5 protein-coding genes and 3 pseudogenes are annotated in these 6,131 nt (G+C 71.3%); 4 read left to right on the forward strand and 4 right to left on the reverse strand.

Annotated elements, in window-relative coordinates; genetic code table 11:
- Window positions 1-36: 36 nt before the first annotated feature.
- The 3 pseudogenes from FF86_RS39610 to FF86_RS39615 all read right to left on the reverse strand — a co-directional run.
- Window positions 37-142 (reverse strand): annotated as a pseudogene (locus FF86_RS39610) (TetR family transcriptional regulator); the annotation flags it as partial.
- 1 nt (window position 143) lies between these two features.
- Window positions 144-813 (reverse strand): annotated as a pseudogene (locus FF86_RS03670) (TetR/AcrR family transcriptional regulator); the annotation flags it as partial.
- A gap of 30 nt (window positions 814-843) precedes the next feature.
- Window positions 844-1,062, reverse strand: a pseudogene (locus FF86_RS39615) (6-phosphofructokinase); the annotation flags it as partial.
- Window positions 1,063-2,324: 1,262 nt separating this feature from the next.
- On the opposite strand from FF86_RS39615, the gene FF86_RS03680 reads away from it, so the two are divergent.
- Together FF86_RS03680 and FF86_RS03685 are read left to right on the forward strand one after the other, a co-directional pair.
- Entirely contained in the window at window positions 2,325-3,194 is an 870-nt protein-coding gene (locus FF86_RS03680; protein WP_199865534.1) for an SAM-dependent methyltransferase, read from the forward strand.
- 106 nt (window positions 3,195-3,300) lie between these two features.
- Window positions 3,301-3,768 carry a universal stress protein gene (locus tag FF86_RS03685; RefSeq protein ID WP_044888222.1) on the forward strand — a complete coding sequence of 156 codons (468 nt, stop codon included), beginning with the start codon at window positions 3,301-3,303 and terminating at the stop codon, window positions 3,766-3,768.
- A 598-nt stretch (window positions 3,769-4,366) separates the two neighbouring features.
- Here the strand turns inward: FF86_RS03685 and FF86_RS03695 are convergent.
- Window positions 4,367-5,187, reverse strand: an 821-nt coding sequence (locus FF86_RS03695) for a cation diffusion facilitator family transporter (protein WP_396229746.1), incomplete at its 5' end; no start/stop codon positions are given.
- Window positions 5,188-5,344: 157 nt separating this feature from the next.
- Here FF86_RS03695 and FF86_RS34600 point away from each other — a divergent pair.
- Together FF86_RS34600 and FF86_RS03700 are read left to right on the forward strand one after the other, a co-directional pair.
- Window positions 5,345-5,569 (forward strand): hypothetical protein, encoded by a 225-nt coding sequence (locus FF86_RS34600; protein WP_173667250.1) that lies wholly within the window; start codon window positions 5,345-5,347, stop codon window positions 5,567-5,569.
- Window positions 5,570-5,748: 179 nt separating this feature from the next.
- The coding region (locus FF86_RS03700; protein ID WP_304438094.1) for a TCP-1/cpn60 chaperonin family protein at window positions 5,749-6,131 on the forward strand (383 nt) is incomplete at its 3' end.

Consider the following 6,131-nt stretch of genomic DNA (forward strand, 5'->3'; position numbering starts at 1 on the left):
GAGCTGTTCGCCGAGGACGTCCGAGCGTTCTTCCGCTTACTGCGCGACGGGGCCCATGAGATCGGCTAGCGTCGCGAACTCGGCGGTGACGTAGGACCCGAGGCTGCGGGACGGTGCACCCTGCAGCCAACGCTGCATCGCGNGCTGTTCGGCCAGGATCCCGATCGCGGCCAGCAGCTCGCAGCTTTCGTCGGGCTGCGCGAGGCCGCGCCGCGTGGCGACCGCCCGGGCGACGAGCGCCCGATTGCCCTGCTGGTTGTCGTGTTCCTTGCCGCGCAGCAGGAACGACGAGGCGACGGCGACGTGGTAGAGCCTGATCCGCTCCCGCAGGCGGGCCACGCCGGGCGCGAGCGTGACGAAGGCAGCCCGCATCGCCTGGAACTCGCTCAGCGACTCCGGCTGGGCCAGGTACACGCCGACGAAGGAACGGATGTAGTCGTCCTCGCCGAAGAAGAGCACGGACTCCTTCGTCGCGAAGTAGCGGAAGAAGGTACGGGCGGAGACGCCGGCGCGCGCGGCGACCTGCTCGGTGGAGGTGGACTCGTAGCCCTGCTCGGCGAACAGTTCCAGCGCGGCGTCGACGAGCGCCTGCCGAACCCGGGCCTTGTGCTCGGACCATGCCGCGGGGCGGGCCCGCACCGGCTGCGCGCTACCGCGCACCGGCGTGCCGTCCACCGGGCGTCCCCCCTCGTCTCCGACGACCTCTACCAGGCGGCGACCTCTACCAGGCGGCGACCTGCTACCGGCGACGACCTGATGCCCGGCAAGCGGCGGGCTGGCCTGCCCTGTGGCCGCCGGCCCGGCGTTCACCACCCCGGCCGCGGAGCCCGGCGCGCAGGCGGGCTAGCCGGCCCGCAGGTCCGAACGCTCGACGTAGACGTAGCCCACGTCGCCGTCCCAGTCGCAGGACGCCCAGTTGATAGCGTACGCCCGCCCGGGGGAGGCAACGCCGTAGGGAAGGCCGCCGGCAAACGTGGTCCACAGCCCGGTCCGGGTGGTGGCGGTCAGCTCCAGGCGCCGATCCTGCCAGGCGAGGCCGAAGGGCAGCACCTCCCCGCTGGCNACCAGCCCGTCGAGCCGGGGCACGTCGACCACCCGGACATGTGTCAGTGCGCCGGCCTCGACGACGTAGCCGCCCTCCAGCGTCACCGTCCCATTGGTCGACCAGTAGCGGGACAGCCCGAACGCGCGGCCGCTGCCCGGGAACAGGCAGCCGGCGATGACGTGCCCGCCCCAGCCGTTGACCGAGTCGTCCCCGCGGGGGCCGCGGGAGTGGTCGCGCCAGCCGGTGCCGTCGAAGGCGACCTCGCGCCGGCCCCACCGCACCGTGCCGCGGGCCCGGTAGAGCTGCTCGTAGTGCTCCTTCGCCCACTGCTGCTGGTCCATGCCGCCGCGGCCGGTCGCCGCCGCGGCCGCGGTGTGCGCGTCCCAGACGGGTGTCGCGCACTCGATCTCCAGGTCGAGCTGCAGGCGGACCTTCTCGCCGTCGCGGACGAGGCCGGTGCGCATGCTCTCCTGCGGCGTGCGCAGGCAGAAGCCGTCGAAGGTGACCCGCCAGCGCCGGAACGGCTGCAGGCACTCGAAGCGCAGGTTGGCACCGGCCGGGCGGCGGGCCGGATCGGTGCGGTGGTACGCCCACATCGACAGCACGCCCTCGCCGTCCGGCAACGTGACGAGCGCGCGGTCCTCCCACAGCTCCNAGGCGTCGGCCACGGTGCCCAGATGCAGCCACATGCCGATGTTGTGGGTCGGGTCGTAGGGGGTGAACAACAGGTTCTCGGTCCAGGCCGGCACGGGTGGGCAGGACGCGACGACCTGCTCGCGCTCCGGCGGCAGGCCGGCGGACAGATCGGCNGACAGATCGGCGACGCGCGGCTCGCCGCGCAGGGTGCTCATCGGGAACCTCGGGTGGAAGCGCGGGGCGCCGACGGAGGTGTGGTGGCCACGCGTCCGCACGCTATCCGTTCGCCGCAGCGGAGTCCTGCGAATTCTGGCAGAAGACTGCCAGATTCCGTTCGTGCGAGCCCTGGGACCTCGGGTGAGGTCGACCGGCGCGCGGGTCGACCCGGCTGACTCGTTGTCGTGCTCCGGTGGCACTTCCGTGCCGGTTTCGGGGCTGGCGATCACACAACGGGATGGCACCATGACAGATGTCCGTCACCGGTTGGGCCGCCGATGTGCCCCCCGGGCCGCTGGGAGCGCCTGGGAGCGCATGGGACCGCTGAGACCTCCGACGTGGATCCCGCCCGACCTCGGATGCGGGCGTAACCCGTTGAAGCTAGGGTGATTCGCGAGGATCATCCCGATTCGGGAGGGCTGGGCTGGTGACGGTGGAACCGGACGAGGGTGGCGGGGAGTCCGAGGTCGGGCCGTGGTGGAGGTCCCTGGCCGAGGAGCATCCGTCGATCGATCTGAAGACGGACCAGCCGCATACGGCCCGCATCTACGACTACTTCCTCGGCGGGAAGGACAACTTCCCCGCCGACCGGGTGGCTGCGGAGCAGGCGAGCGCCGCCTTCCCGAACGCCTCCCTCGCGGCCCGGCAGAACCGCGCGTTCATGGTGCGGGCGATCCGCCACCTCGCCGGCGAGGCCGGGATCCGGCAGTTCCTCGACGTCGGCACCGGCATCCCCACCAGCCCGAACGTGCACGAGATCGCCCAGGCCGTCACCCCACAGGCGCGGGTCGTCTACACGGACAATGATCCGATCGTCCTGGCCCACGCCCGCGCGCTGCTGGCCAGTACCCCCCAGGGCCGGACCGCCTACCTCGACGCCGATCTCCACGACCCACAGAGCATCCTGGCCGCTCCCGAGCTGCGCGAGACCCTCGATCTGAGCCAGCCCGTCGCCCTGTCGATGATCGCGGTGTTCCACTTCGTTCCGGACTCGGACGATCCGCATGGCATCATCCGCAGTCTCGTCGACGCGCTGCCGTCGGGCAGTTACCTGATCCTCACCAACGGCACCGCCGACCACGACCCGGCCACGCAGGACCTCGCCGTCGCCTACGAGAAACAGGGGATCACCGTGCGGCTGCGCAGCCGCACCGAGGTCGAAGGTCTGTTCGGCGGGCTGGAGCTGATCGATCCGGGCGTCGAGCTGGTCCACCGCTGGCGCCCGGCCGCCCCCGACCCGCCCGGCCTCACCGACGCCCAGGTCAGCGTGTACGGCGGAATCGCCCGGAAGCCGTAGCCTCCCCGCGGACTTCGACGGCGCTCGGAGGCACTCCATGGCGCTCGGTGGCGATTGATGGAGCCGCGGGGGCCTGAGCCACACCGCTGGGGGAAACCCTGTAGGTATGCAGCACGTCGTGGTCGGGGTCGACACCGGGGATGCCGCTCCCGCCGCGCTCGGCTCGGCGGCCGACCTCGCCGCGCGGCTGGACGCCGAGCTCGACGTCGTCCACGTCCAGCCCCTCAGCCCTGCGCAGATCCGCACGATGGTCTCCACCGTGCCCGGTCGGCACGCGTGCGAGCAGTTCCTCAGAGCCGAGGAGGACGCCCAGACCAGGGTGACCCGCGCGCTGGCGGACCGCACGCTCGCGGCGACCCCCGTGCACTGGCGGTTCCACGTCCGGGCCGGCGATCCCGCGACCGAGCTGCTTGCCGTTGCCGACAGTGTCGATGCCTACGCGATCGTCATCGGCACCCGTCACGGCGGCGTCAGCGTCGCCCTGGAACGGCTGCTCACCGGCTCGGTCTCCCACCGGACGCTCCACTGGACTCGCCGGCCCGTCCTGGTGGTCCCCACAGACGTCGATGACTAGGGCGCGTATCCGGTGGTGATCAGGGGATGGTTGGTGTGAGTCCCTTGGCGCGGTTCGGCGGAACCCCCTTCCAGGCCTCCGGTGCGGAAGATACTGGGGCACGATGTGGGTCTTCCGGAGAGGAGGTTCGGCTGACCGTGCCGTGGCGCCCGCGGCGCGAGCCGATCCCGGCTGACCCGAGGCTGGAACGGTTCAGGCATCGGGTGGCGCGGATCTGGCTTGCCCAGGACGAAGTCGGGTTGCTGCTCGTCCTTCCCGAGGTCTATCGGACGCAGACGGGCGGCGCTCTGTNGTGGCGCCGCTGGTCCGAGGGCCGCCATGGGGCACTGCTGTTTCTGTCCCTGCCACAGTCGGGCCTACCGTTCACGGACACCTTCGTGGCGCCGGACGACCTGGCCGACGAGCTCGACGACTGGGACGCGGGGTGCTTCCGGTTCGTCGGTGAGACCTACGCCTTGCAATGGCTCGGTGACCACGACTCCCGCCGCCTGGCGTCCGAGTGGTTCGGCATGGAGACCCATGCTGGTCCGTCGCCGCCCGTTTCACCCCCCCGCGGCCCTGCCAACCCTGACTCCTGCTGAACGAACGTCCTTGGGACTCACGCGGTGGCGGCCGTGGGGTGGTGGCGGGCGGGGCTGGTGTGGATCGTGGCTGCGGACAGGCGGCGGATGTGGCGCAGCAGGTGCGCCTCGGCGGCGTGGGCGACGTCATGGGCGGCGGCCAGGGTGAGGTCGGGGTCGACGGTGATGTCGGCCTCGGCGCGCAGGGTGTGCCCGATCCAGCGCAGGCGCAGCTCGCGGACGGCCTCGACGCCCTCGGTGTGCAGCAGGGTGTCGGTCGCCTCGGTGACCACGTCCGGGTCGACGGCGTCCATGAGCCGGGCGCCGACGACCCGGACGGCGGACCGCAGGACCCCGAGGATCGCCGCGGTGATCGCCAGGCCGACCACGGGGTCGGCCCAGCGCCACCCCGCGGCGACCCCGGCGGCACCGAACAGGACCGCGAGGCTGGTGAAGCCGTCCGTGCGGGCGTGCAGCCCGTCGGCGACGAGCGCGGCGGAACCGATCTGGTGACCGACGCGGATGCGGTAGCGGGCCACGATCTCGTTGCCGACGAAGCCGACGACCGCGGCCGCGGCGACCGCCCCCAGATGGTCGACGTGCTCGGGGTGGACCAGACGGTAGATCGATGCCCAGGTGGCGAGCGCGCACGACAGCGTGATCATCGCGAGGACGGCGAGGCCGGCGAGATCCTCGGCGCGGCCGAAACCGTAGGTGAACCGGGCCGTGGCCGGACGGCGTGCGACGGCGAACGCGATGAGCAACGGCACGGCGGTCAGCGCGTCGGCGACGTTGTGCAGGGTGTCGCCGAGCAGCGCGACCGACCCGGACAGCGCCACCACCACGGCCTGCAGGCCTGNGGTCGCACCGAGACCGGCCAGGCTGATCAGCAGAGCGCGCCGGCCGGCGGCGTCCGCCTCCAGCGCATCGTCGATCTGGTCGGCGCTGTCATGGCTGTGTCCACCGACCACGTCCGAGATGCCGTCGCGAAGCCGTGCCCACCGCCCGATCGCGCCATGCTCGTGTCCGTCCCGGCGCTCGTGTCCACTCCGGCGCTCGTGATCGTGGCGGTGTCCGCCGTGGTCGTGGCGATGCCCGCCGTGGTCATGGCCAAGACCGGATTCCATGCCCGTACCGTAACCGCAAACGATCAACGCGGCACTGTCGCACCTGCCACCTCATCGCACCGGCCGCCGTGGCGGGTCAACCCTGAGCGGTGGAACGACCTCGCGGTGTGGTAGCGACGTTGCTTTCCGAGACGCCGAGGGCTATACAGGGATTAGCACTCGGTAAGGTCGAGTGCCAACCTCTGGCGCGACGGGTGCCTGGGCCACGACGTGGCCCATCGTTTTCGTTGCTTGGCCCCGCTGGCGGCCGGCACTCCTCCCCGCAGGCATGAGCCTCAGGAGGATTTATCCCCATGTCAAAGATCATTGCCTTCGATGAGGAGGCTCGGCGCGGCCTGGAGCGCGGCATGAACCAGCTGGCCGATGCGGTCAAGGTCACGCTCGGTCCGAAGGGTCGCAACGTCGTTCTGGAGAAGAAGTGGGGCGTTCCCACGATCACCAACGACGGTGTGAGCATCGCCAAGGAGATCGAGCTCGAGGATCCGTACGAGAAGATCGGTGCGGAGCTCGTCAAGGAAGTCGCGAAGAAGACCAACGACGTCGCGGGTGACGGCACCACGACCGCGACGATCCTGGCTCAGGCGCTGGTGCGGGAGGGTCTGCGCAACGTGGCCGCCGGCGCGAACCCGCTGGGCCTGAAGAAGGGCATCGAGGTCGCGGTCGAGCGGGTCTCCGA

This window comes from Frankia sp. CpI1-P (assembly GCF_001421075.1).
Taxonomy (GTDB): Bacteria; Actinomycetota; Actinomycetes; order Frankiales; family Frankiaceae; genus Frankia; species Frankia torreyi.

Excerpts from the sequence above, each read along its gene's own strand:
- FF86_RS34600 (WP_173667250.1), top strand. The coding sequence starts at position 5,345 with ATGCTCGTGTCCGTCCCGGCGCTCGTGTCCACTCCGGCGCTCGTGATC.
- FF86_RS03685 (WP_044888222.1), top strand. The coding sequence starts at position 3,301 with ATGCAGCACGTCGTGGTCGGGGTCGACACCGGGGATGCCGCTCCCGCC.